This is a genomic window from Vibrio tubiashii (assembly GCF_028551255.1).
In the GTDB taxonomy this organism is placed as follows: domain Bacteria; phylum Pseudomonadota; class Gammaproteobacteria; order Enterobacterales; family Vibrionaceae; genus Vibrio; species Vibrio tubiashii_B.
The window spans coordinates 1,523,407-1,548,256 of sequence record NZ_CP117029.1; the positions used below are offsets into that span (position 1 = coordinate 1,523,407).

Annotated in this window: 19 protein-coding genes; 8 read left to right on the plus strand and 11 right to left on the minus strand. The window is 44.2% G+C overall.

Annotation, left to right across the window (positions count from 1 at the left end):
* Positions 1-118: 118 nt before the first annotated feature.
* The 4 genes from LYZ37_RS06870 to LYZ37_RS06885 form a co-directional block, all read right to left on the minus strand.
* The gene (locus LYZ37_RS06870) at positions 119-868 is read right to left on the minus strand and encodes an amino acid ABC transporter ATP-binding protein (RefSeq protein ID WP_004749473.1); all 750 of its coding nucleotides are present in this window, start codon (positions 866-868) and stop codon (positions 119-121) included.
* A gap of 22 nt (positions 869-890) precedes the next feature.
* Positions 891-1,988, minus strand: coding sequence for an amino acid ABC transporter permease (locus tag LYZ37_RS06875; RefSeq protein ID WP_171325570.1), 1,098 nt, complete (start codon positions 1,986-1,988; stop codon positions 891-893).
* Position 1,989: 1 nt separating this feature from the next.
* A complete protein-coding gene (locus LYZ37_RS06880) occupies positions 1,990-3,192 on the minus strand; it encodes an amino acid ABC transporter permease (RefSeq protein WP_272787029.1) in 1,203 nt (400 codons plus the stop codon).
* Between the two features lie 85 nt (positions 3,193-3,277).
* Positions 3,278-4,306: an amino acid ABC transporter substrate-binding protein gene (locus LYZ37_RS06885; RefSeq protein WP_272787030.1), complete on the minus strand. Its 1,029-nt coding sequence runs from the start codon at positions 4,304-4,306 to the stop codon at positions 3,278-3,280.
* Positions 4,307-4,767: 461 nt separating this feature from the next.
* Between LYZ37_RS06885 and LYZ37_RS06890 the strand changes: the two genes are divergently transcribed.
* Positions 4,768-5,706 (plus strand): precorrin-2 dehydrogenase/sirohydrochlorin ferrochelatase family protein, encoded by a 939-nt coding sequence (locus LYZ37_RS06890; RefSeq protein ID WP_272787031.1) that lies wholly within the window; start codon positions 4,768-4,770, stop codon positions 5,704-5,706.
* Between the two features lie 51 nt (positions 5,707-5,757).
* Here LYZ37_RS06890 and LYZ37_RS06895 read toward each other — a convergent pair whose 3' ends face one another.
* Both LYZ37_RS06895 and LYZ37_RS06900 read right to left on the minus strand, forming a co-directional pair.
* A complete protein-coding gene (locus LYZ37_RS06895; RefSeq protein ID WP_004744051.1) occupies positions 5,758-6,243 on the minus strand; it encodes a YajQ family cyclic di-GMP-binding protein in 486 nt (161 codons plus the stop codon).
* 15 nt (positions 6,244-6,258) lie between these two features.
* On the minus strand, positions 6,259-7,311 hold the full coding sequence (locus LYZ37_RS06900) for a 3-deoxy-7-phosphoheptulonate synthase (protein ID WP_171325564.1): 1,053 nt from the start codon (positions 7,309-7,311) through the stop codon (positions 6,259-6,261).
* Between the two features lie 335 nt (positions 7,312-7,646).
* Between LYZ37_RS06900 and LYZ37_RS06905 the strand changes: the two genes are divergently transcribed.
* Entirely contained in the window at positions 7,647-8,126 is a 480-nt protein-coding gene (locus LYZ37_RS06905) for a DUF4442 domain-containing protein (RefSeq protein ID WP_004743369.1), read from the plus strand.
* On the opposite strand, the gene LYZ37_RS06910 is transcribed toward LYZ37_RS06905, so the two are convergent.
* Positions 8,095-9,480 carry a hypothetical protein gene (locus LYZ37_RS06910; protein ID WP_272787032.1) on the minus strand — a complete coding sequence of 462 codons (1,386 nt, stop codon included), beginning with the start codon at positions 9,478-9,480 and terminating at the stop codon, positions 8,095-8,097. The two genes, LYZ37_RS06905 and LYZ37_RS06910, sit on opposite strands and share 32 nt — an antisense overlap.
* 89 nt (positions 9,481-9,569) lie before the next feature.
* Here LYZ37_RS06910 and LYZ37_RS06915 point away from each other — a divergent pair, with 89 nt between their 5' ends.
* Positions 9,570-10,403, plus strand: coding sequence for a CvfB family protein (locus LYZ37_RS06915; protein WP_272787033.1), 834 nt, complete (start codon positions 9,570-9,572; stop codon positions 10,401-10,403).
* A 184-nt stretch (positions 10,404-10,587) separates the two neighbouring features.
* Here the strand turns inward: LYZ37_RS06915 and rsmF are convergent, their stop codons facing one another.
* From rsmF to LYZ37_RS06935, 4 genes are all read right to left on the minus strand, one after another.
* The gene (gene rsmF / locus LYZ37_RS06920; protein WP_272787034.1) at positions 10,588-12,009 is read right to left on the minus strand and encodes a 16S rRNA (cytosine(1407)-C(5))-methyltransferase RsmF; all 1,422 of its coding nucleotides are present in this window, start codon (positions 12,007-12,009) and stop codon (positions 10,588-10,590) included.
* 109 nt (positions 12,010-12,118) lie between these two features.
* A complete protein-coding gene (locus LYZ37_RS06925) occupies positions 12,119-14,752 on the minus strand; it encodes an MlaD family protein (RefSeq protein WP_272787035.1) in 2,634 nt (877 codons plus the stop codon).
* Complete coding sequence (locus LYZ37_RS06930) at positions 14,745-16,004, minus strand: paraquat-inducible protein A (protein WP_272787036.1); 1,260 nt, start codon at positions 16,002-16,004, stop codon at positions 14,745-14,747. The genes LYZ37_RS06925 and LYZ37_RS06930 overlap by 8 nt, the downstream gene beginning before the upstream one ends.
* Before the next feature lie 33 nt (positions 16,005-16,037).
* Positions 16,038-17,834 (minus strand): ABC transporter ATP-binding protein, encoded by a 1,797-nt coding sequence (locus LYZ37_RS06935; protein WP_171325552.1) that lies wholly within the window; start codon positions 17,832-17,834, stop codon positions 16,038-16,040.
* 106 nt (positions 17,835-17,940) lie between these two features.
* Between LYZ37_RS06935 and LYZ37_RS06940 the strand changes: the two genes are divergently transcribed.
* The 5 genes from LYZ37_RS06940 to pepN all read left to right on the plus strand — a co-directional run bounded on the left by LYZ37_RS06940 (position 17,941) and on the right by pepN (position 24,787).
* Entirely contained in the window at positions 17,941-18,414 is a 474-nt protein-coding gene (locus tag LYZ37_RS06940; protein WP_272787037.1) for a GAF domain-containing protein, read from the plus strand.
* A gap of 100 nt (positions 18,415-18,514) precedes the next feature.
* Positions 18,515-19,144: an RNA chaperone ProQ gene (gene proQ / locus LYZ37_RS06945; protein ID WP_004742836.1), complete on the plus strand. Its 630-nt coding sequence runs from the start codon at positions 18,515-18,517 to the stop codon at positions 19,142-19,144.
* A 17-nt stretch (positions 19,145-19,161) separates the two neighbouring features.
* On the plus strand, positions 19,162-21,159 hold the full coding sequence (gene prc / locus LYZ37_RS06950; protein ID WP_272787038.1) for a carboxy terminal-processing peptidase: 1,998 nt from the start codon (positions 19,162-19,164) through the stop codon (positions 21,157-21,159).
* A 137-nt stretch (positions 21,160-21,296) separates the two neighbouring features.
* Complete coding sequence (locus LYZ37_RS06955; RefSeq protein WP_171325544.1) at positions 21,297-21,959, plus strand: hypothetical protein; 663 nt, start codon at positions 21,297-21,299, stop codon at positions 21,957-21,959.
* 221 nt (positions 21,960-22,180) lie between these two features.
* Entirely contained in the window at positions 22,181-24,787 is a 2,607-nt protein-coding gene (pepN, locus tag LYZ37_RS06960; protein ID WP_272787039.1) for an aminopeptidase N, read from the plus strand.
* The last annotated feature ends 63 nt before the right edge of the window (positions 24,788-24,850 follow it).

Consider the following 24,850-nt stretch of genomic DNA (forward strand, 5'->3'; position numbering starts at 1 on the left):
GGTGTAGTAGTAGATAAAATAATAATAGAAATAAAAACTTATGTATTTTGAAAGATGTAACACAATATAACAACTAAAAAGGGGCGACCTAAGTCACCCCTTTTACGTAGATCACGGATTAGTGGTGCAGAATTTGTGCTAAGAAGTTTTGCGTACGATCTGATTGAGGGTTCTCGAAGAAATCGACTGGGTTGTTTTCTTCAATAATCTCTCCCGCATCCATAAAGATAACGCGATCGGCGACTTCTTTGGCAAAGCCCATTTCGTGTGTTACACACAACATGGTCATCCCTTCTTCTGCCAGTTCTACCATTACATCCAGTACTTCACGTACCATTTCAGGATCGAGTGCAGAAGTAGGTTCATCAAACAGCATCACTTGTGGATTCATACATAATGAACGGGCAATCGCCACACGTTGTTGTTGACCACCAGAAAGCTGACCAGGATATTTGTCTGCCTGCTCAGGAATCTTAACACGCTCCAAATATTTCATTGCAATCGCTTCTGCTTCATCTTTTGGCATCTTCTTCACCCAGATTGGTGCCAGAGTACAGTTCTCTAACACGGTTAGGTGAGGGAAGAGGTTAAAGTGCTGGAAACACATGCCGACTTCACGGCGAACCGCTTCAATATTTTTAAGGTCGTCGGTTAATTCATTGCCAGAAACGATGATCTGACCTTTCTGGTGCTCTTCCAAGCGGTTGATGCAGCGAATCATGGTTGATTTACCTGAGCCTGAAGGACCACAGATAACGATTTTCTCGCCTTTTTTCACGTCTAGGTTGATGTTCTTGAGTACGTGAAACTCACCGTACCACTTGTTCATATCCTTTAGTTGGATCATGTAATCTTGTTGTTGCGTCATAATACGTCCTTGAGCTTTCTGATTATCGTTTGTGACCGGTATGAAGTTTGTTCTCTAGCCAGATCGAATATCTCGACATGCCAAAACAAAATACCCAGAACACTAACGCGACAAATACATAACTTTCGGTAGCAAATCCTAACCACTCTGGGTCAGTGTTTGCGGCTTGGCCGATACCGAGTACGTCAAACATACCAATAATAAGTACCAGACTGGTATCTTTAAATAGGCCAATGAATGTGTTTACGATTGAAGGGATGGTAATCTTAAGCGCCTGAGGCAAAATGATTAATCCCATCTTCTTCCAGTAGGTGAGTCCAAGAGCGTCTGCCGCTTCATATTGACCCTTAGGAATTGCTTGCAAGCCCCCACGAACCACCTCTGCCATGTAGGCTGCACTGAACATAACCACACCAATAAGAGCACGGATCAGTTTGTCTGTCTCCGAACCTTCAGCAAGGAACAGTGGCAACATGACTGACGCCATGAAGAGTACAGTGATCAGTGGTACACCGCGCCACACTTCAATGTAAACGGTACAGATACTGCGGATGATTGGCATATCTGAGCGACGACCCAACGCGAGAGCGACACCGATAGGCAGCGACACAACAATACCCACTAGAGCGATGATAAGCGTGACAAGCAAGCCACCCCATTTATGGGTTTCTACTACTTCTAACCCAAATACACCACCATACAGTAATGCTGCAATGATGAACGGATAAACGTTAACGAAGAACAGCCAAATCCAAAGACGTTTTGGTGTTTTCTCGTACGCTAGCAGTACCGTAAATATCGCTAGAGTAATGTAAAACAGACGCGGACGCCATAGCTCTTCCTGAGGGTAGAAGCCGTACATGAACTGTTCCCAGCGAACGCTGATAAACACCCAACAGGCTCCGTCACGACTACAAGCATCACGGGTTGTACCTACCCAGTCAGCCTTCAAAAATGCCCAATCAACAATGTTCCAAAGTAGCATGAACGATAAGTAAGCGAGAACAATGGTAACAATTGAGTTTACTGGACCATTAAACAGGTTTTTTCTTAACCAACCGACCACACCAACTGTATTTGCTGGAGGTGGCAGGTCAGGCTGAAATTGATGTACTTTCATGCTATCTCTCCACTAAAGCAACTTTACGGTTGTATATGTTCATCAATGCTGAGGTTAACAAACTCAACGTGAGGTAGACGCCCATCGTCATTGCAATAATCTCGATTGCCTGACCGGTCTGGTTGAGTGTTGTACCTGCAAACACGGATACCAAATCTGGGTAACCAATTGCCATCGCAAGAGATGAGTTCTTGGTTAAGTTCAGATATTGGCTAGTCAGTGGAGGAATGATGATTCTTAGCGCTTGAGGAATAACCACAAGCTTTAAAGTGCGAGAGCGAGGTAGACCAAGCGACATCGCCGCTTCTGTTTGGCCATGGCTTACTGCGTTGATACCTGAGCGCACTATCTCAGCGATAAACGAAGCGGTATAGATACTTAAAGCCAGTAAAAGTGCCGCAAGCTCTGGGATAATGCTCACACCACCACGGAAGTTAAAGCCTTTTAGCTCTGGGTATTCTGCCGTAATTGGTGAACCCATTAAGAAGTAAACCACAACAGGCAAACCAACGCATAAACCTAGGGCGATTCTACCCATTGGTGTTTGTTGACCAGTTAGGCGTTGCTTGTTATTGGCCCATATATTGATAAATATCGTTGCAATAACGCCGAGAATCAGCGCCCCGATTACAACTGATGAGCCTGCTTCGAAGACTGGAGCAGGAAAGTATAGACCTCGTACGTTGAGGAATATCGCTTCACCTAGGCTCAAACTTTGTCTTGCAGAAGGTAGGGCTTGAAGTACAGCAAAATACCAAAAGAATATTTGCAGTAACAGGGGAACGTTTCGAAATATCTCAATATAAACAGCCGCAAATCGGCTTACCAACCAGTTAGATGATAGGCGTGCAACACCCATAATAAAACCGATGATGGTCGCCAAAATGATACCGAAAAACGATACTAGGGCGGTGTTAAGTAAGCCGATAACGAACGTTCGACCATAAGAATAGGTTTCATCGTATTCAATCAGCGTCAGGCCAATCCCAAAGCCAGCTTCTTGATCGAGGAAGTCAAAACCCGTGGCGATACCGCGAGCTTCTAAGTTGGTAAGTGCATTGTTGACAATTGTGTAAAAGAAAAAGACAAGCGCTGCTATCGCAATAATCTGGAAAACAACTGCTCGAAAGGTGGGATTGTAAATAAGGCTAGCGTTTGAACTCGGTCCGTTATCCGAATTCGACGCAACATTAGTAGGTTTCATACAGCTATAACCTCAAATCCATTTTTATAAAAAGGGCGGCCAAAACCGCCCAATTTTTTGTTTAGTAACTAGCTAATAATAGTTATTAACGGATTGGTGGAGCGTACATGAAGCCGCCAGCGTTCCATAGAGCGTTCACACCACGTGAAATTTTCAGTGGTGAGCCTTCACCAACAGTACGCTCGAAGCTTTCACCGTAGTTACCCACTTGTTTGATAACTTGGTAACCCCAGTCGTCACGGATACCTAAACCTTTACCTTTAGGGCCATCAACACCTAGGATACGCTTCACGTTTGGATCTTTTGACTTAAGCATTTCATCCGCATTTTTAGATGAGATACCGTACTCTTCTGCGTTGACCATTGCTGCCAGTGTCCATTTAGCAATGTTGAACCATTGGTCGTCACCTTGACGAACCACAGGACCTAGAGGCTCTTTTGAGATGATCTCTGGAAGTACTTGAGCTGAAGATGGATCTTGTAGGTTCAAGCGAAGAGCATATAGACCAGATTGGTCAGTAGTTAGTACGTCACAACGGCCTGCATCGAAACCTTTAGATGTTTGAGCTGCTGTATCAAATACTACTGGCTTGTAAGACATACCGTTGTTACGGAAGTAGTCGGCTAGGTTAAGCTCTGTTGTGGTACCTGACTGAACACAGACTGAAGCGCCGTCTAGCTCTTTAGCACTTGTAAGGCCAAGATCTTTCTTAACCATAAAGCCTTGACCATCGTAGTAGTTTACACCGACGAAGTTTAGACCAAGGGCTGTATCACGGTGCAGAGTCCAAGTTGTGTTACGAGAAAGAACGTCGATTTCACCAGATTGCAGGGCAGTGAAACGCTCTTTCGCTGTTAGAGGAACGTATTTTACTTTAGTTTTATCGCCTAATACTGCAGCTGCAAGACCTTGACAGTATTCTACGTCGATACCTTCCCATTCACCTTTAGAGTTCGGGTTAGAGAAACCTGGCAAGCCAGTACTTACACCACAAGTTAGGAAACCTTGTTTAGTTACTTTATCCAGCGTGCTATCTGCCGCAGAAGCGCTTGTAGACATCAGTGCAGTAGATGCAGCTACAACTGAAGCAAGAAGTGTTAGTTTATGTGCCATTTGTATCCTTCCTGTATGATCCATGTTTGTTCAGGCTCATCCTGATTAAACGATTAAATAATGTTGTGTTTCATTAATTATTAGGTTGCTATCGCTCGTCTTCGAGTCGTAGTTAAATCAACCAGTTATAAGCGTAGGAAAGGATCTGTGATTTCTCAAATGTATAATTTAAAAAGATTTTTGATTGAACTCACAAACCCTGACAGACATTAGAATGGCAACATGTTGCTAAAATGTAAATAGTGCAACAGGTCACAAAATTGGTGCGACAGGATGGTGTAATAAATTTATCAATACAATTAGATTTGAAGTTTGAATGAATGTCTCAGCATGGTTGATAAAACCAAAGAAAGTATAAAATTTGGTCATAAATTATGGACTTGATCGAAATCACATGAATCTAATGCCCCAATTTTGTTAGTATCGAGGGTAAAGACGTTTTCAGTTATTCAAGGAATGAAATGCAGTATTTTCCTCTATTTATAGATTTAAACCATAAACCGGTCTTGGTTGTTGGGGGCGGGGAAGTCGCAAGTAGAAAGGTTGATAGCCTGATCAGAGCGGGAGCTGATGTGACCATTGTTTCTCCTCAAGTTGAAGATTATCTGGCTAAACTTGTTGCGAATGAAGAATGCCGTTGGGTACAGGGCTTCTATTCTGAAGAGTTGCTTGAGCAGAAGTATGTTCAAGTATGGGCGACAACTGATAACCCAGATCTGAACCATCAAGTACATCATGACGCGAAGCGCAAAGGCATTTTGGTCAATGTCGTTGACGATCAACCATATTGTGATTTCATTACGCCGTCGATAATTAATCGCGGTCGCATTCAGTTGGCAATATCAAGCGGAGGTGCAGCTCCCGTTCTCATTCGCAATGTACGCGAGAAATTGGAAGCCGTCCTACCGCAAAACTTATCACTGCAAGCGGAATTTGCCGCCTCTAAGCGTGCGGATATAAAAGAAAAGCTGCCAACGGTTGATGAGCGTCGTAAGTTTTGGGAAGCTTTCTTTGCTCGCGCTGATGTTGATAAGGCAACGGCTAACTATGGTCTAGAGCGTGCATATCAAGCATTGTTGTCTGAAGGGTTTGATCAAAATGGTTCGATTACTTGGATTGAACATGGCGATGATGTTGAACTTCTCACCTTGAAAGCCCTAAGGCTGATGCAGCAAGCGGAGTTGGTGCTTTTCGATGGAAAATGTCCATTTAGTTTTATCGACTTGGTGCGCCGAGATGCAGAACGAGTGGAATACCACAATGATGCCGAGCTCGCTGAGATGCTAAACAAAGCAAGAGCTGACGATCTTCGTGTGGCAGTTTTTATCCCACCTAAATCGAGCGGGGTGACTTTCCTACAAGGTGAAGACTTGTTGTTGAGATTAGGCTCTGGGAAATAGAAACAAAAAAGCCGATACACAGTATCGGCTTTTTTCGGTTAGCACTTCATCTTAGTCACGGAAGTTTTCGTACTGGAACGGCTGACCTAGCTCTGCTTCACGCATTAGAGCGATGACTGCTTGCAGGTCGTCGCGTTTCTTGCCAGTTACACGAACTTTTTCGCCCTGAATAGAAGCTTGTACTTTCATCTTCTTATCTTTGATTAGTTTGACGATCTTCTTAGCAACAGGTGTTTCAATACCTTGCTTGAAGATGACAATCTGGTGCCAGTTCTTACCAGAGGCTTCTTCGCCTTTCGCTTCCATTGAGTTCGCATCGACACCGCGCTTAGCTAAGTGGCCACGTAGAATGTCGCGCATTTGCTTCAGTTGAAAGTCACCTTCAGCGTTCAATCGTACTGATTCATCTTTTTGCATTTCAAAAGATGCTTCTACACCACGAAAATCGAAACGAGTAGCAAGTTCGCGTGTTGCGTTGTCTACCGCGTTACGCAGTTCTACAGTGTCGACTTCAGAAACAATATCAAATGATGGCATGTTGGTTTCCTTCTATTATGAGCGTTCTTTAACAGCTGTTGCCAGCATATCAAGCATGGTTGCAGTATCTTCCCAACCTAAACAAGGGTCAGTGATGGATTGACCATAGGTGAGGTTATTGATGTCAGCCATTGACTGGTTGCCTTCAAGAATGAAGCTTTCAGCCATGATACCCGCCACTTGGTTTTTTCCAGACTTTATCTGTTCGCAAATATCTTTAGCAACATCCAATTGTTTGCGGTGCTGCTTTTGGCAGTTAGCGTGGCTAAAGTCAACCACAAGTCGTTGTGGCAAGCCAAACTCTTCCAATTGCTTACATGCTGCTTCTACTGACTCAGCATCGAAGTTAGGGCCTTTATCACCACCACGTAGGATCACATGACCATAAGGGTTACCACTAGTGCGGTAGACGGTCATGCGGCCATTTTTGTCTGGAGAGTAGAAGTAGTGAGATGCTTGTGAAGCACGGATAGCGTCAATGGCAATCTTGATGTTGCCGTTAGTACCGTTTTTAAAACCAACTGGGCAAGAAAGTGCAGAAGCCATTTCACGGTGGATCTGAGATTCTGTCGTACGTGCGCCAATCGCGCCCCAAGTGATAAGATCGGCGATGTATTGACCTGTGATCATATCAAGGAACTCAGTTGCCGTCGCAAGACCAAGTTTATTGATGTCTAGCAAAAGCTTACGCGCCTTGTTTAGGCCTGCTTCTAGTGCGTAAGAACCGTCTAGGTTAGGGTCTGTGATCAATCCCTTCCAACCGACGACAGTACGAGGCTTTTCGAAATACGTACGCATTACGATGAAAAGCTCATCTTTGTATTGGTCTTGAATTGCTGCAAGACGCTCTGCGTAGTCAATTGCAGCTTCAGTATCATGTACTGAACAAGGGCCTACGATCACCAAAAGGCGTTGGTCTTCCCCTGTAAGAATGTTTTCTATTTGACGACGTGACTGTGCAATACGCTGGGCTACTTCGTCCGTAATGGGATGGGCGCTTCCTAACTCTGCCGGTGTCGGCATTGGACCCAAAGGTTGGGTTCTTAATTCATCGGTTTTTAATGGCATACCACAGCCTGTTCTTTTTATTGCGAAGCGGTAAAGATAACGGAAACACACCTAGGAATAAACTACTTATCGAGATTCTTCTTTATACGAGGCTGTAAAACTGAAAAATCGACCGTTTGAACAGGTGCTTGTTGCTCTGAATGCGCTGACTATTACGCTCAACTGTTGCATAGCGGCCGTGAGTAAGCTGTTAAATCATTTGGACTAGCAGGTTGGTGTTGGGTTATTAAACAACTGTTTCATATCACTGTTTAAATGCTTGATGTTAACAAAATGTTGACATGACTGTGCGTTCGTTATGAACTGGAAGAAATTTAACTGGTCGGATTAGATCTATGTTGTCAGCACTGTCAAAAGCAAACTTCTACCTTAACTATTTCGGTTTCTTTAAAGTCCCATTTATCTGGTTGGCAAGACCAAAGATATTACAGCTTGACTCGGAGCGAGTAGAAATCAAAATTCCGCTAAAACGCAGAACGAAGAATCACCTCAACAGTATGTATTTTGGTGTGCTCGCGGTGGGTGCCGATGTAGCGGGTGGTTTTATGGCGATGAGTAAAGCCCAGGATTGTGGCAAAAAGGTTTCGTTAGCCTTCAAAGCGGTCGAGGGACAGTTTTTAAAACGTCCGGAAGGTGATGTTCACTTTGTATGTGAAGATGGCAAGTTAATAGATGAAATGCTTGCTGAAACGTTTGAGACAGGGGAGCGGGTGAACAAAGCGGTAAAAATAACCGCCATATGTCCAACTCTTCACGGAGACGAACCTATGGCGGAATTCTTTCTTACTCTGTCACTGAAGCAAACGGGTGGCTGATATCTTCCACTTCCATTTGTTCGACGGCGACAATCTTGCTTCGATTTAATACGATTTTCCATCGATAGTATGTGGGTTCACCATCATGGTTATCTTCTTTGGCGATTAAGTTGATCAAGTGACGTTTTTCAACCGACTCGCGACTGACTTGCCCATTGTTATGGGTGTAGACTTTATTCGAGCCCTTATCCATCAATCGGGTGAGGGCACGCATACTGACCATCAAAGATTCGCGTGTTTCTTCATAGCCACTCATGAACTTAGAGGTCGACATTTCGGTTTTTGAACTGTAATGAAGCACTTGTTCTTCTCTTTGAACGACGCGCTTTTTACGAATCGATTTGATTCTGTCTGGCAGTTTGTCCAAGATTTTATAATCGAGCCATTCGAGTTTTTGTCCTACCGCTTTCTTGGTGGTTGGATCGAGATAGAGCTTACGCCATTTAGGCCGACCTTTACGAATCCATCGCCACATCACGTCACGCAAGTCATCTTTGAAGATTTCTCGTAGTGCATAGACGAAAGACATCAACACAATGAAGGAGGCGGTAATCTCTCCCCAATAATCGCGCGCCAAAATCGCAGTGATGGTAACGAATACCATGACAAAGCCTGTCGCACCGCCTTTCACTACGCGTTTCATGTTTTTGCCAAGAGACTGTGTTTTCTCTTGCAGGACGACAGGGTGCTCAATCAAACGACGTAGCAGTCGCATCTTGTTACTCAGTCGCGTTACGTCGTCACGTACACTTTTTGAGTTGTAGTTATTGAGCTTACGGTGTGCCGCCTCTTTCTCAACGATAGCAAGCAAGCTCTCTTTTAAGCTTTTGTATTCACTGTCTCGCGGCATATGCGCGATCAAAGACATCAAGCGCTGACCAGTGTACCAAGAAAGATAGTTATCGATATTGGCGTAGTATCGTTTAAGTCCTTCTTCATAAGGGACACTTCGGCGAAGCTTTTTCAGTATATCGAGGGAAAGCTTGATGACTTCGTCCACTTCGTCAGTGGTGACGGTTTCTTTGTTATGTTTATTGAGCTCATTTACCGCTTTATCTAATGCGATAACATACTGATACGCGAACAAACTCAAACTGACACGATACTGGGTAGTAGAAAGTCGGCCACGTTTTGCAAGTCGACTGTGAACCAGAGGGAGAAGCGTTTTGTCACTGTAATAAGCACGTTTCTGAGTGATGGATTCATAATAGAACTCACTCTCTTTGAGAACGTCTGGAGACAAACCAAGCTCACCTGGTACAAAAAAGTACAGGTCTAAATCAGACTTTTTGGTCGCCGCCATAGAGTGGGAAATTTTGAGTGTAATGCCGTCCTGCTTATCAACGGTTAACAAATAGAGCTCCTGAAAAAAGACAAAATACTTGGCGAAAGCATAACAGAGATTCGCTATAATCACCGCAAATTTAACAAGAGACAGTTGAAATGATTAAAGTTGGTCAGATTAACCACTTAGAAGTAGTAAAAAGAGCCGATTTCGGCCTATTTCTTGATGCTGGCGATTATGGTACGACCTTGTTGCCAAATCGATTTGTTCCAGAAGGTGTAGAAGTAGGTGATTCTCTAGACGCTTTTTTATACTTCGATTCTGACAGTCAGTTAGTCGCCACAACTGAAACGCCAATCGCTCAAGTGGGTGAATGGGGTTTGATGAAAATTGAAGGTGTGAACTCTACGGGCGCATTTGCCGATTGGGGTATTAAGGGCAAAGATCTACTTATTCCTTTTAGTGAGCAGCGTGCTCGTTTTGCAGCGGGGCAAACTGTTTTAGTTTACGTCTACACCGATAAGGCATCAGGTCGTATTGTAGGTACCACTAAATTTAACAAGTGGCTTGATAAGACGCCAGCAAACTACCAACGCAATCAACAGGTGGATCTAATTATCGCAGAGCGAAGCGACTTAGGTTTCAAAGCGATTGTTGAAGGTCAGCACTGGGGTATGATCTTTAAATCTGACGTGTTCGGTAAGCTGTTTATTGGCAAAAAGCTTAAGGGATACATCAAGAGCGTTCGTGAAGATGGCAAGATCGATCTTTCTCTACAGAAGGTAGGTGTTGGCAAAATGGACGACTTGAGTCAGAAGGTTCTGGACTTGTTAGAGAAGAAAGGGGGTTTCCTTCCTCTTAATGACAAATCTTCTCCAGAAGCAATTTTTGCTGCCTTCCGCACCAGTAAAGGCACGTTTAAGAAAACAATCGGTGGATTATACAAGCAAGGAAAGATCGTTATCGATAAAGAAGGCATTCGCCTTGCTTAGTTAAAATTTGAAGCCGCTTCCATAAAAAAAGGCCCAATGCTGATCCTGCTTTGGGCCTAGGGGAAGGGCTCATAGAGAGCCTGCGCTAACTGTTTGAATTTCCGACTTTATCCATACCTAAAGTGTAGTCCAAGATTCGGAAATCGCTAGGCTCTCATAGAATTTCATACTATTGTTTTACCGATTAGAATAGATTTTTATCTCTTACCAATTCACGCGGTAAACCATTCTTAATTCGATTTCCAACCCATTTTCCTAGACCAATCACGTCGTTACCTAATTTAACGATCACTTCGCCCTTACCAGATAGCTCCTCTGGTCGAACATCACGCCCCATAAACCATTCTCTAGCATCGTCGACTGAAAGTGCTACTGATGTCGTCTCAGTTCCGCTTGCAAGTGCTGTTGCCACTTGATGCTGCCAGCGGTAACCTTTTTTATGAGCTTCTGCGATTTTTATACCCATTCGAGAAAAGCGTAGTTCACCTAGCATAGGTTCCAACGCATTCGGGAATAGCCATACATCGTTGTCTCGCAGCCATACTGAGCTGTCGGCGGGCAGGTCGATATCCAAGGTTGCTTTAAGCTGGGTTTGAATATCAGCTTGGGTTTTAGCGTTGGCTTTTTCGAAAGGGAACTTGCCCAATCTTTTCTTAACTTTCGGTGCTTCGACCGAACCAAGCTTTCGTATGCGGGCAACAAAGAAGCCTTCGCAGTCATAAACTTGAGGGAATATGTGCAAGAAACCCTCTTCAGTTAGAGCTTTGTCCGCATCTGGGAAAAGATTGTTCAAGCTTTCAAAACTCACTTTTTCATCGAACATCTCTTTCAGGTGATGACAAACTTGTTGATTTTCTTCAATGCTCAACGTACAGGTGGAGTACACCATCACGCCACCTGGTTTTAAGGCATGAAACGCACTTTCGATCAGATCTTTTTGAGTATCTGAAATGGAGATAACCGACTCTTTTGTCCAGTTTTTCATTGCGTCTGCATCTTTGCGGACGGTTCCTTCCCCAGAACAAGGTGCATCAATCAGTACCGCATCAAACTGCTCTGGAAGCCAGCCTCCGAAAACGCGACCATCGAAGTTGCTTAATGCCGCATTGCGCACACCACAACGCTCAATATTGGCATGCAGGACTTTGACTCGGCTAGAAGAAAACTCATTCGCTACCAATACGCCGTTATTCTCCATACAAGCAGCGATTTGAGTCGTCTTAGAGCCTGGTGCAGCCGCCATATCGAGCACGCTTTCAAACTCTTCGCTTTGTTTAAACAACGCAGAGACCGGCATCATTGAACTGGCTTCTTGAATGTAGAACAGACCAGACATATGCTCTGCGGTGTTTCCTAATGGAACTTCAGATTCATCTGCCTCGATCCAAAAACCTTCTTCGCACCAAGGTACTGCTTCTAATTGCCAACCTTTACTTTTCGCTCGCTCAAGAAATTCTTCTACGGTTATTTTCAGTGTATTAACACGAATACTCTTGCGAAGAGGGCGCTGACATGCAGCGACGAAATCGTCCATGTTCAGACCTTGAGGAAGAATGGATTCGATTTCAGACAGGAACTCTTCTGGTAGATAAACGTTATGATGCAAAGCTATGTCTCGACTGGCTTAAAAGGTCGCTGATTATAGCCAAATAAAAGAAAAAACGCAGCGGTTAGGCTGCGTTTTATTGAGTGAATAGTGAAGAAATCGTTGAGTGCTAGGGTTTAGGAATCGCCGCTCGCCATTCTTTCCAACCATCTTCTGCTTTAGCGTAAAGATAGAAGGATTGACCTTGCTCAGCGATTGGTTCTAGCTGCTTTTGTTCTGGTGTGGAGAAGGTGATACCCCCACGAACTAAACTATCAAATGTTCCCGCCTTGATGTTTGCTCCGGTGAGACCGATAGAAACGTCCACACCTGATGTATTCCAGAAAACACTATTGCGTCGTACCAGATAGGCGTAGTTAGGGTCAATAACAACCGTCGAAACCACGCGGTCAGCGAACTCACCCAACTCAACCTTAGTCACTTCACCGACTTCAATCTCTCGGTAAAGGACAGGTGTACCGGCGCTGATTGAGCCGCGAGATTCACTTTGCAGAGTAAAGGTAACGCCACGGATAGCTTTCTTATTGGTATGCAAAGCGAACTGGTTCTTCGATTTACCCTTACCTGGTTGTACGCTGATGGATTGCGCGAGCAAGTTCTGAATATTCTTCACACCACGAAGTCCAACTTCGGCTTTTGGTAGCCAGAAGTAAGAACCTTCAACGGCAATCGTATCAGTGTATTCCGGAAGAATACGCGCTTTGACTTCGACACTCTTACGGTCAAAGTTAGGCACCACAAGCGTTACTTCACCGACTTTTACACCGTTATAGTTGATGCTTGTTCCCTTAGAAAGCGTGTTCTCGCCTTCAAGCGTCAGGGTAATCACTTGGCCAAACTTACGAGCCGTCTTGAAATCTTTATACAGTAGCCATTTGTCATTTTGCTTGTTGTCGACGCCAGGCAGTGAGTCAAACGCGATGCCACCTTGAATCAGTGATTTGAGTGGCGCGGCCTTAACATTAATACCCGCAAGGCTGGCATCAATCTCGACGCCGGAGCGATTCCAAAACACAGTTTGTTCTGTGACTAAATGTTTATACTGGTTTTCGATACTGGCTGAGATAATGACGCCACCATCAACTAGATAGAAATCAGCCACGTTACCAACTTGAAGGTTACGATAGAGCAGTGGGCTACCTTTGCTAATCGGAGGCAACTCGTTAGCGTACATCGTTAACTTAGTCGAACCAGACATATTGTACTTCGCCAGTTCAGCCAACGACTTACTTGGGTAGAGTCGATACTCTTCCAGCGCGTTTTCTTTTCCTTCACTGACAAAACTGATGGAACCGGTCAGAAGTTGCTTAGCGGGTGGAACGCTGATGTTTAGCCCAGATTCTGTCAATTCAGCACTGGCACTGCCGGTCACAAAGAAACGGTTCTGAGATTTGATCAAATGGGCGTAATCGCTATCAACTAAAGCGTCGAGTTGAACTTTATCGTCCACTAAACGAACTTGAGTCACACTACCGACACTAATACCGCGGTAGAGAATATGTGCCCCCTCATCTAAGCCAAATGAGTTGTCTGCAACCAAGTGAACCGACACCGAGCGAGCTTGCTGGCGATTAAACTCATCTTTTCGAACGGCACTAAATTTACGTGAGCGATTTCCTTCACCCGGAACAATCGTTAAGAAGTTACCTTTAACGATGTTGGCAATGTTTTCCACACCAGAAAGCGACACTTTGGCTTCTTCGAGAATAAATTTACTGCCAGTGGTCAGCATATCGCTGAAAGCGGGTTGAATGGCTGCTGAAGCGATAATGCTTTCACGTCCATTACTCAGTTCTAAATCAGTGATCTGGCCGATTTCGATACCGCGATACATGATTGGCGCACCGTTTTCACTGATGTTGTTGTTGTCAGGAAGCTCAACCTTAATTGCAATACCACGACCCGCCGTTTTGATATCGGGGTAGAGTCTAAATTCAGTGTTGTCAGCAACAGGCGCACCTCCATCTGGAGAGTCAACGGCGATAGAGCCGCCAATTAATGCGCTGAAGCTTTCAAGGCGCACATCGACACCTTCAAAACCAATATTGGCCCCAATACCGCTTACGTTCCAAAAGCGACTGTCATCTGTGATGATATGTCGGTATTCATCTTGGATAGATGCTTGAATCACGACGTGTTTTGAATCTGAATGGAGCTGATAGCTATATACTTCGCCAATTGGGATTTTACGATACACAATTTGCGAACCAACAGAGATTCCTCCAAGGTCACGCGCTTTGAGTGAAATATTCAAGCCTTCACTTGCCATAAGATCAGATGGCGCTCGCTCTAGAGCCGTAAATTCTGTTTCGGGTTCTGATGGGTTACTGCTCGGTGATATGGCGATGTAGTTGCCCGAAACGAGCGCATCGAGTCCGGAGATCCCTGATAGGCTCGCGGTAGGCTTGACCATCCAAAATCGAGTCTCTTTCGTCAGTAGCTTAGTTGCTTCAGGGTAAATATCTGCATCTACATAAATACTTTGTAAGTCTTCCGCTAGGTTGATGTCTTTCACCATACCCACTTCTAGACCTTGGTAGCGAATCGTTGTTCTACCTGCAATTAGGCCTTGTGCATCAGAAAAGTAGATCTGCACGCGCTGCCCAGCATCTTGAACCGCTTTAAACACCAACCATCCTGCTAATACCATGGTCAATATAGGTAGCAGCCACAATGGCGATAGCCCTTTATTACGCTTGATATTAGGCGAGTAAGAGTTTTGTGTCGGAGAAGGATTACTCATTTAGTGACTCTTTGTTTTTGTTTTCGTCTGGGTAGTTATCCCAAATCAACCTCGGATCCATGCTTTCTGCTGCTAGCATTGTCAATACAACAACAATACCAAATGCAACCGCCCCATACCCGGGCGTGAAATCAAGGATTTGGCCTCGATCAACTAATGTCATCATGATGGAGATAACGAACAAGTCCATCATGGACCATCGACCGATCCACTTAATAATGAAATAGATGGTCATTCTGTGTCTGTGGTAGACCTTACGCTTAAACTGGATGGCGAGTAGTAGATAGGACAAGCCAAGAATTTTCGCGACAGGTACCACAATACTGGCGACAAAGATGATGACGGCAATTCCCGTCATGCCGCTTTTGACTAAAGAGGCGACCCCTGAAAAGATCGTATCTTCCAACCGCTTACCATTGGTTAAAAGAATGGAAATAGGGATTAAGTTGGCTGGAAAAATCGCAATCGAAGCGGCAATGAGGTAAGCCCACGTTTTTTGAATCGAACGCGGCTTACGGTGGTGAATAGGGCTATGACAGCGTTTGCACTCAGTCCCTTCAGGTTGAGATAGGTGACAATGGTGACAGTGTAGCGTTTTTTCTGTTGCAGCGTACTTGTCTTCTGGCTCATACACTTCCCAGTACCTGCGGACACTCACACGAGTAACAAGTAGCACGGTTGATACCTGAAGAAGCAGTAGACCTATCAAACCGGGCCCAACAATGATGTCTGAATAGTCTTGTAGTTTGAAACAAGAAATGGCGATGCTCACCAAGAACACGTCGATCATCACCCAAGGTTTTAAGTGTTGAACAAGGGCTAACGATATCTTGAGTAGTTTAAACTGGTGATACTTTAAGGCGATATGCGCCGTCACTACTGAACTGCAAACAATCAACGGGGCGATAGAACTACAGAAAAAGATCAGTAATGACAGCATAACGAAGCCTTCTTGAAACAGAGTAAAGACTCCGTCCGGAAGGGTCGCAGGTATCATGACGCCAAACAGGCGAATACTAATAAAATCGAAAAAGTGGGAAGGAATAAACAGTAGCAGACAGGTCAGCGCAATCGCGAGATTACCTGAAAGAGAAGGGCGACCGCCTCGGTATAATTTGGTATTACATCGAGGGCAATAGGCACTTTTACCGCGCTCGACGGTCACCAAGTCGACAGGGAGCTCACAGCCATCGCATAGTCGAATCGACGTTAAGGTCGATGAGTGGGCGCGGAGAGGTTGAGGGGGGCTCATTGCTCCCCTCCGTTCAAATAGGCATAGGAATGGTTAACTGTGCGATTGCACATTACCATATAATGTTTGATATAAACCTTGTTGTTCAACCAACTCTCCGTGTGTACCCGCTTGGCTAACTTGCCCATCTTCTAGTACGTAAATTAGGTCTGCTTGTTTCACTGCAGATAATCGGTGCGCTACGATCAGTGTAGTACGACCTTTCAAAAATTCTGTTAGCGCTTTATGCAAGGCGGCTTCTGTCGCTGTATCAAGGGCGGACGTTGCTTCATCCAAAATAACAAACTTAGGATTACTTAAAATCATTCGCGCAATGGCTAAACGCTGCCTTTGACCACCAGACAAACGGATACCACTTCGACCTATTTGTGTTTCTAAGCCGTCACTTAATTGGCTAATGACATCTTGCATTTGTGCGATTTCAAGTGCCCGCCACAACTGCAAATCATCGTAGGTCGAACCAAGGGTCAGATTATGCCTTAAAGTGTCATTAAATAGTATAGGCTGTTGTAATACAACGGCAATTTGGTCTCTAATTATGTCAAAACTGATATCGTCAGTGGTTTGACCATTAAATCGTATTGAGCCTGAATTCGCCTGATAAACACCGATTAGCAGTTGGATCAGTGTTGATTTTCCGCCACCACTAGCACCAACCAATGCTACCTTTTTTCCGGCCGGAATAGACAGATTAAGATTGGTTAAGACCTGAGTTTCTTCATTATAAGAGAAGTTTACATCTTCTATCTCGATATCTACTTCTCGGTCTTGAGTAAATGGATTGACCTTGCTGACAGGTCGATGCTCTTCCTCTAAATCGAGTAGGGCATTGATACGTTTTAACGCTGCTTTCGCGCTGTACCAAGAGAACTGAATACCCAATAGCTCCTGCACAGGAGAAAGCATAAACCACAAGTAGCCAAAGACAGCGAAAATCTGGCCGATGGTCAGGTCGCTAAACAGCACCATTAGCATGGCGACTGCTCGGAACAACTCAAAGCCTAGCAAAAATAGTAGGAATGACACTCTTCCTGCCGCTTCTGATTGCCAAGCATATTTATCCGCATCAACACGAATCTGGTTAGCTTGATCCTTGAGTTCATTGAGGAACTCTCGTTCTCTATTAGCGGCGCGCAGTTGATAAATACCGTCCAAGGTTTCAACCAAGCGATTTTGAAAGCGTTCAAAAGATTGGTTCTCACGTTTTTTAAGGTGCTTAACCTTGCTACCTAGCTTGCGAGAGAAATAAATGACAACCGGATTAACCAGTAATATAAACAGTCCAAGACGCCAATCTAGCCATAGTAGAACGCCCGCTGTACCAATGACGGTCAACAGGCTAATTAAAAACTTACTCAGTGTAGAGCCAATGAACTGGTCGATAGTCTCTATATCAGTGATAAGGTGCGCATTGATGCCACCGCTGCCACGCGTTTCGTATTGACGAATGCTAATGCGCCCAAGCTTATCGATCATCTTGCTGCGCATTTGGAAGGTAATGGTTTTTGACACCAGGGTAAATTGGCGGCTTTGAAGGATGCTGAGTGCTTGGCTCGCACTGCGCATAATGACCACCAGCAATAGAGTCAGCGCGATGTAGCCTGTCGGTGTCTGCATTGAAGTAGGCAGCATGGCATTCATCGCCTCTAGCCCTTTACCCGGTTGATTGAGAAGGACTTCATCCACCATAAGCGGCATTAATAGAGGGATCGGCACGCTGATTAAGGTCGCAATCAGCGCGATGACATTGGCAAGTATTAGTTTCGACTTGTGCTTTTTTACTTGAGTTATCAACCAAGAACGGCTAATAGTGTTGGGATTATCGATCATTATAATGAGAATGCTTACTATTTAATGTTTTGCGGCGATTGTACGCAGATTTATGTTAGAAGTCTCTAATTTTACAAAGGTCACGAATTTTCAAAAGGATGTAACAATGAAAATAGAACATTACCACCGCTTAACCAAGCAAGCTGCGGCATTAATTGAATCTGAAACCGATCTTATTGCGAATCTATCGAATGTCAGTGCTTTGCTTAACATGGAGTTAGACAACCTAAACTGGGTTGGTTTCTATCTAATGAAAGACGGTGAGTTAGTTCTTGGCCCATTCCAAGGTAAACCAGCTTGTGTTCGTATTCCTGTTGGTCGCGGTGTATGTGGAACAGCGGTAGCAACTAACACAGTACAACGCATATACGATGTACATGAGTTTGAAGGTCATATTGCTTGTGATGCCGAGAGTAATTCTGAGCTAGTTATCCCATTTTCAATCAATGGTGAAATTGCTGGGGTACTAGATATTGATAGCCCTGATGTAGGCCGATTCAATGAAATTGATGAGGAAGGACTGACATTTTTGATGAGCGAAGTAGAAAAGCTGCTTAATTCACACGCTATCGGGGCATAATTTGTCTATTGAGTGTGGTTTTTCGCTTGCAGGTCACTATAATACCTCAAATATTTAATTCTTAATGCTCGCGGGCAAGCCGCAATAACCAGGAATCCTCATGGAAAACACTGAAAAGTTAAAAAACAGCAAAGAAGTTATCGCATATATTGCTGAATGTTTCCCTAAGTGCTTTACTTTAGAAGGTGAAGCAAAGCCACTTAAAATTGGTATTTTTCAAGATCTTGCGGAGCGTCTAACGGACGATCCAAAAGTAAGCAAAACTCAACTTCGTGCAGCGTTAAGACAATACACTTCATCATGGCGTTACCTTCACGGTGTGAAGCCTGGTGCAGTACGTGTAGATTTAGATGGCAACCCAGCAGGTGAGCTAGATGAAGAACACGTAGAACACGCGAAAACAGCACTAGCTGAGAGCAAAGCGAAAGTGCAAGCTCGTCGTAAAGAGCAAGCGCAAAAAGCTCGTGAAGAAGGCAAAGCGAAAGCTAAGCCAGCTGCGAAAAAGCCACAAGGCCGTCGCCCACAACAGAATAAAGTACAAAAAGCCAATAAGCCGGTAGAAACGCGTGCTTTGAATGCTGACGAAGTAAAAGTTGGCAATCAAGTAAACGTCAATATGGGTAAAGGAAACATGGCTGCGACTATCGTTGAAATCAATAAGGAAGATGTGCGTGTTCAACTGTCTAACGGCCTACAAATGGTTGTAAAAGCGGAGCACCTACGCGCATAAAGGAGATACTCCTACGCATGAAATGCCGTTCAAAAATGTCGCTGATCGCTGCTAGCTTATGGCTAGCAGCTTCTTCAGCCTATGCTCTAGAAGCAAAAATTACCCTTGAGGACTTACCTGTCCTTTCTCCGGAAGCACAACACGCCACAGCAAGTAAGCGTGTCGAAGAAAAGCTTACCAGCTCTCACTACAAACATATCAAACTCAATGATGACCTATCGCGTAAGATTTTTTGGCGCTATGTCGAATCATTGGACTACAACAAGAACGTCTTCACTCAAGCTGACATCGATGCCATCTCTAAGTGGCAAGACTCTATTGATGACCAGTTAAAGTCGGGTGACACTCAAATTGCATTTGAACTGTACAACTTATCGATGAAGCGTCGTTATGAGCGATTTGTTCATGCGCTAAAGCTTCTTGATACAGAAATGAAGTTTGATATCGACGAGAGTATCGAGCTTGATCGTAGCGAAGCGACTTGGCCAAAAGACACGGCAGAGCTTGATGAGTTGTGGAGAAAGCGAGTCAAGTATGACGCTCTAAACCTGAAACTAACAGGCAAAGAGTGGGACGAAGTCAAAGAGGTTCTTGGTAAACGATACAACAACGCTTTGAAGAGGCTGAGCCAGACGCACAGTGAAGATGTCTTCCAATTCTATATGAACGCATTTGCTCGTGAAGTGGATCCTCATACTAGCTATCTTTCCCCTCGTAATGCCGAGCAGTTCCAAACAGAGATGAATCTTTCTCTAGAAGGTATTGGTGCAGTATTGCAAATGACCGATGACTACACTGTCATTCGTTCTTTAGTCGCTGGTGGTCCGGCTTCTAAGAGCAAGCAATTAGGCGAGGGTGATCGAATCATTGGTGTTGGTCAAGATGGTGAAGAGATTGTTGATGTCATTGGTTGGCGACTCGATGATGTCGTGCAGTTAATCAAAGGACCGAAAGGAACTAAGGTTAACCTGCAGATCTTGCCTGAAGGCAAAGATGCGAAAGCAACGGTGATTACCTTAGTTCGTGACAAAATTCGTTTGGAAGACCGCGCTGTTAAATCCGAAGTAATCGAGAAAGACGGCAAGAAGATTGGTGTACTTGAAGTCCCTAGCTTCTATGTCGGCTTAGCAAAAGATACAGACAAGCTGATTTCTGAGCTAAAAGAGCAGAATGTTGATGGTATCATCGTCGATCTTCGCAATAACGGCGGCGGTGCTTTGACAGAAGCTTCGGCACTAACCGGACTGTTCATCAAGAGCGGCCCAGTGGTTCAAGTACGTGACAGCTATGGCCGAGTCAATGTGAAAGGCGACTTTGATGACCAGATCAGTTATGACGGTCCAATGAGTGTCCTGATCAACCGTAATAGCGCATCAGCCTCCGAGATTTTTGCGGCAGCGCTCCAAGACTATGGTCGTGCCGTGATTCTTGGTGAAAACTCTTTCGGTAAAGGCACGGTTCAACAACACCGTACGCTTGGCAAGATTTATGACTTGTTCGATAAAGAGCTTGGTTATGTTCAGTATACGATTCAGAAATTTTACCGAATCGATGGTGGTAGTACACAAAATAAAGGTGTAGCGCCTGATATTGCGTATCCAACAGCAGTTGACCCTAGCGAAACCGGTGAGAGTGTTGAAGATAACGCTCTGCCTTGGGATAGTATCGACAAAGCCAAATACAAAGTGTTACAGCGTAACTCTGAGATGGTTAATCAGCTAGCTGCCAAACATGAAGCTCGTATTGCCAAAGATCTTGAATTTGGTTTTATCGCCGAAGATATTGCTAAGTACAAAGCAGAAAAAGACGACAACACTTTATCACTGAATAAGAAAACTCGTCAGGCAGAGAGCGATCAAGCAGATGAAAGACGTTTAGCTCGAATCAACGAACGTCAGAAAGCTGAGGGTGAAGAGCCATTTAAGTCTTTAGATGATGTACCTAAAGATTATGAAGCGCCTGATGCTTACCTTGATGAATCTGTAGCTATCATGGTTGATATGATTAAATCGTAAGTTTAATCAATGATTTAAAAAGCGAACCTAACTGGGTTCGCTTTTTTTTTACCAATAATTAATGTGATTTAGATCAATTTTTTCGCTAAATAAACTCTGTGTGCCTAAGCTTAAAGAAAAAGAGTAAGGAGCACGCTATGAGATTGATTGTTTTGATATCGCTAATGTTTAGCTTCTCAGTGCTAGGTAATGGGGTACGCGACAACAGTGACTTAACGCAGTTTGACCACCCATTCTTACTAGGTGATTGGTATTTGGTGAATCCAAACCCAGAGAAATCACAAGAAAACTTTTTGGCGATTAAGCTAACGCTGGACTCAAACTACAGCTTTAAAATTGATATTCAAAAACGAGATTATTCGGTCGATCACTGGGAAGGATTTTACACCGCGAATGAAGATACCATTATCTTGGGATTGGATACTTCAGAGCCACAAGTTTACCAGTATGCAGCTAACCATAATCTGCTGAATCTTAATGGAGTGACCTTTACTAAGGCGCTATCAAATTCTCTGGCTGGAATGTGGTCGAGTGCCCATTTTGAAGGCGATGAAGCTTTGTCGAGTGATGTTCATAAACTCGATCTTATCCTTCAACCTGATTTTGTGTTTATGTTCAGAGTGAGTAACGATGACGGTGATGAAGCGGTACACAGGGGCGTATATTACACTGAAGGGGAGCATTTAGTTCTTTTATACGAAAACGGCGAACATGAAACCCGTTATACACTCAATAAAGATACCCTTACGTTAGAAATGGAAGAAGGCTCTTTATACGCAGTACTCAATCGAATACGTTAGAGAGATAAGTGTGAGGTTTGATGACTATCTAGACAAATAGTTTGAGTTCGACGTCAACAATAGACAAAAAACGAGGTATTTCTTAGCAGAGCCTCGTTTTTTTGTATCTAGAGTTGTAAGCTAACACGCAATTCGTCAGCGTTGATTTTACAACGCTCTAGCCATACTAACGTATATACGTAGTATGCTCTTCAAATGAATTTAGTCAGAAGGATTTAGACATGGCTCAGACTCCTCAAGCCAAATACCGCAAAGACTATCAGTCTCCATCTCATACTATTACTGATATCGATCTTACGTTTGACCTATTCGATAATGAAACCACTGTGACGGCAGTGTCGCAGGTTAAGCAGTTAAAAGATGCGACAACGATTCGTCTAGAAGGTGAAGACCTTAAACTGAAAAGCATTCACGTCAATGGTGAAGCTTGGACTGCCTATGAAGAATTAGAAGGTGCTTTAGAAGTTCATCAGTTACCAGAGCAAACTGAACTTAAGATTGTGACTTTGATTGACCCGGAAGCAAATACGGCGCTAGAAGGTCTTTATAAGTCAGGCGGCGCGTTCTGTACCCAGTGTGAAGCGGAAGGTTTCCGACGCATTACTTACTACATGGATCGCCCCGATGTTCTTGCGAAATACACCACGAAAGTGATTGCCGATAAAGCGGAGTATCCATTCCTGCTGAGTAACGGTAACCGTGTTGCCGAAGGTGAACTTGAAGGCGGACGTCATTGGGTTCAGTGGCAAGATCCGCATCCAAAACCTGCGTACTTGTTTGCTTTAGTAGCAGGTGATTTTGATGTACTGCGTGATAAGTACATCACTAAGTCTGGTCGTAACGTTGAATTAGAAATCTTCGTTGATAAAGGCAACTTAGATCGAGCGCCACATGCGATGACATCATTGATCAATTCAATGAAGTGGGATGAAGAGCGCTTTGGTCTAGAGTATGACCTTGATATTTACATGATTGTTGCAGTCGACTTCTTCAATATGGGCGCGATGGAGAACAAAGGTCTAAACATCTTTAACTCTAAGTTTGTCCTCGCGAATGAAAAAACGGCGACAGACACCGATTACCTCGGTATTGAAGCGGTAATTGGTCATGAATATTTCCACAACTGGACAGGTAACCGAGTCACTTGTCGCGATTGGTTTCAGTTAAGCCTGAAAGAAGGTCTGACCGTATTCCGTGATCAAGAGTTTTCTTCGGATCTTGGTTCTCGCGCAGTAAATCGTATCAACAATGTTCGTATTATTCGTGGTCCACAGTTTGCGGAAGATGCGAGCCCAATGTCTCACCCGATTCGTCCTGAGCAAGTTATTGAAATGAATAACTTCTACACATTAACTGTGTATGAAAAAGGCAGTGAAGTGATTCGAATGATGCATACCTTGCTTGGCGAAGAGGGCTTCCAAAAAGGCATGAAGCTTTACTTTGAGCGTCACGACGGAACTGCAGCGACGTGTGAAGATTTTGTCTCAGCGATGGAAGACGCATCGGGCGTAGATCTGAAGCAGTTCCGCTTGTGGTACAGCCAGTCTGGTACACCGACTGTAAAAGTCAGCAGTGAATATGATCAAGTAGCGAAAACCTACGCACTCACTGTAGAGCAGACTACTGAACCAACCCAAGACCAAGCCGACAAACAAGCACTTCATATTCCGTTTGACGTTGAGCTCTATGCACAAAATGGTGATGTGATTGAGTTACGCAGTAACGGTGAGCTGGTCAACAATGTGCTTAATGTCACTGAACTTAAGCAGACGTTTATCTTCGAACAAGTGAACGAGCGTCCAGTTCCTTCACTGCTGCGTGAGTTCTCTGCTCCGGTGAAATTAGAGTACGACTACAGCGATGAAGAGTTGATCTTCCTAATGGTGAAAGCACGCAACGAATTTGCTCGTTGGGATGCAGGTCAAATGCTGTTAGCGAAATACATCCGTAGTAACGTAGAAAAAGTTCAGACCGGTAATGAAATAGAGTTGGCTGCTGAAGTGATTGACGCATTCCGCGGTGTGTTACTGTCAAGCGAGTTAGAGCCGGCATTTATTGCTGAAATGATGTCTTTGCCAAGTCACAACGAAGTGAGTGGTTGGTATAAACAAGTTGATGTTGATGCGGTAGCGAAAGTACTCAAGGCAATCAAAGTCACCTTGGCGACGGAACTTGAAGATGAGTTGAGCGCTATCTACCATAGCCTCAAGCAGCAAGATTACACTATTGAACATGCGGCTATCGGTAAACGTTCTCTGCGTAATACGGCATTAGGCTATCTTGCTTACACTGAGCAAGGCAATACCTTGGCTAAAGCTCAGTATGCTGATGCGAACAACATGACTGATACCATTGCGGCAATGAGCGCCGCAAACAGTGCTCAGCTAGAATGTCGTGAGGCATTGATGTCTGATTACAGTGACAAGTGGAAGCATGACGGACTTGTGATGGACAAGTGGTTTGCTCTGCAAGGGACAAACCCTGCTGAAAATGTACTAGAAGTGATCAAGCAAACCATGAACCATGAAGCGTTTAGCTTGAAAAACCCGAACCGAACTCGTAGCTTAGTGGGCTCGTTCCTCAATATGAACCCAGTACGTTTCCACGCAAAATCTGGTGAAGGTTACAAGTTTGCCGGCGAGATCTTACGCGAATTAAATAGCAGTAACCCACAGGTGGCGTCTCGCTTAATTGACCCGTTGTTGAAATTCCGTAAATATGATGACGAGCGTCAGGCTCTTATCAAAGCGGAACTTGAAACATTGAAAGCGATGGACAACCTAGCGAAAGATTTGTTTGAGAAAGTGACGAAAGCGTTGGAGTCTTAATCAATCTGTCTAAAACAGTAGCACTTTCAAGTGCTACTGTTTATTTATACAGGCATCTTGTTT

Bases quoted from the DNA above. Each gene is read 5' to 3' on its own strand.
- prc (WP_272787038.1), top strand. From the start codon at position 19,162: ATGAAATGCCGTTCAAAAATGTCGCTGATCGCTGCTAGCTTATGGCTA.
- LYZ37_RS06875 (WP_171325570.1), bottom strand. From the start codon at position 1,988: ATGAAAGTACATCAATTTCAGCCTGACCTGCCACCTCCAGCAAATACA.
- LYZ37_RS06885 (WP_272787030.1), bottom strand. From the start codon at position 4,306: ATGGCACATAAACTAACACTTCTTGCTTCAGTTGTAGCTGCATCTACT.
- proQ (WP_004742836.1), top strand. From the start codon at position 18,515: ATGGAAAACACTGAAAAGTTAAAAAACAGCAAAGAAGTTATCGCATAT.
- LYZ37_RS06940 (WP_272787037.1), top strand. From the start codon at position 17,941: ATGAAAATAGAACATTACCACCGCTTAACCAAGCAAGCTGCGGCATTA.
- LYZ37_RS06895 (WP_004744051.1), bottom strand. From the start codon at position 6,243: ATGCCATCATTTGATATTGTTTCTGAAGTCGACACTGTAGAACTGCGT.
- LYZ37_RS06880 (WP_272787029.1), bottom strand. From the start codon at position 3,192: ATGAAACCTACTAATGTTGCGTCGAATTCGGATAACGGACCGAGTTCA.
- LYZ37_RS06870 (WP_004749473.1), bottom strand. From the start codon at position 868: ATGACGCAACAACAAGATTACATGATCCAACTAAAGGATATGAACAAG.
- LYZ37_RS06905 (WP_004743369.1), top strand. From the start codon at position 7,647: ATGTTGTCAGCACTGTCAAAAGCAAACTTCTACCTTAACTATTTCGGT.
- LYZ37_RS06930 (WP_272787036.1), bottom strand. From the start codon at position 16,004: ATGAGCCCCCCTCAACCTCTCCGCGCCCACTCATCGACCTTAACGTCG.
- LYZ37_RS06925 (WP_272787035.1), bottom strand. From the start codon at position 14,752: ATGAGTAATCCTTCTCCGACACAAAACTCTTACTCGCCTAATATCAAG.
- LYZ37_RS06890 (WP_272787031.1), top strand. From the start codon at position 4,768: ATGCAGTATTTTCCTCTATTTATAGATTTAAACCATAAACCGGTCTTG.
- LYZ37_RS06915 (WP_272787033.1), top strand. From the start codon at position 9,570: ATGATTAAAGTTGGTCAGATTAACCACTTAGAAGTAGTAAAAAGAGCC.
- LYZ37_RS06955 (WP_171325544.1), top strand. From the start codon at position 21,297: ATGAGATTGATTGTTTTGATATCGCTAATGTTTAGCTTCTCAGTGCTA.
- pepN (WP_272787039.1), top strand. From the start codon at position 22,181: ATGGCTCAGACTCCTCAAGCCAAATACCGCAAAGACTATCAGTCTCCA.
- LYZ37_RS06935 (WP_171325552.1), bottom strand. From the start codon at position 17,834: ATGATCGATAATCCCAACACTATTAGCCGTTCTTGGTTGATAACTCAA.
- LYZ37_RS06900 (WP_171325564.1), bottom strand. From the start codon at position 7,311: ATGCCATTAAAAACCGATGAATTAAGAACCCAACCTTTGGGTCCAATG.